This window comes from Vibrio sp. 10N.222.48.A3, assembly GCF_041475345.1.
Classification (GTDB): domain Bacteria; phylum Pseudomonadota; class Gammaproteobacteria; order Enterobacterales; family Vibrionaceae; genus Vibrio; species Vibrio tasmaniensis_A.
In genome coordinates, this window is the sequence record NZ_JBFRVX010001209.1 from 1 (window position 1) to 764 (window position 764).

Annotated in this window: 1 protein-coding gene and 1 pseudogene; one reads left to right on the plus strand and one right to left on the minus strand. The window is 42.1% G+C overall.

Annotated features, from left to right (window positions below):
- Positions 1-149, plus strand: a pseudogene (locus AB4653_RS25085) (siroheme synthase); the annotation flags it as partial.
- 188 nt (positions 150-337) lie between these two features.
- On the opposite strand, the gene AB4653_RS25090 reads toward AB4653_RS25085, so the two are convergent.
- On the minus strand, positions 338-764 hold a 427-nt coding region (locus AB4653_RS25090), incomplete at its 5' end, for a YajQ family cyclic di-GMP-binding protein (RefSeq protein ID WP_372105582.1).

Here is a 764-nt window from a genome sequence, read left to right on the forward strand (position 1 = left end):
ATGTTAATAGCGGAGAGCTATCAACCAAGCTTGAGCAAGCCAGAGCTGAGAAATTACGAGTGTGTGTGTTTATTCCACCAGCAAGCGTAGAGTTTAATCTATTGGTAGGTAAAGACCTGAAACTGTCTGCTGCAAAAGTGCTCAGGTGAGTGGTAGTTGATAGATTTTAGTTGAAGCGAGCGCTTTTTAGTTGTTTGCAAATCGGCTAGAGACCCTGAATAAGACTGACCGATAAATAAAAAGCCACTTCCTAAAAGAAGTGGCTTTTTGTGATTTTAAACACGACATTGTGCTGATGAATGAGCAACCACAATAAGCAGTCGCTCAAACTCGAAAATTAGTCGCGGAAGTTGTCAAACTGGAAAGGTTGACCAAGTTCACCGCTGCGAACTAGAGCCATAACAGCTTGTAGGTCATCACGCTTTTTACCCGTTACACGAACTTTGTCGCCTTGGATAGAAGCTTGAACTTTAACTTTGTTGTCTTTGATTAGCTTAACGATCTTCTTAGCAACATCCGTTTCGATACCTTGCTTAAAGATAACCGTTTGGTGCCAAGTACGACCTGTTTGGTCTGCTGCTTTCGCTTCCATCGCGTTAGGATCAACATTACGTTTTGTTAGGTTGCTACGAAGGATATCGCGCATTTGCTTCAGTTGAAAATCGTCTTGAGCAGTCAATTTTACTGATTCATCTTTGTAATCAAAGCTTGCTTCAACGCCGCGAAAATCGAAACGAGTCGATAGTTCACGGTTTGCGTTGTCT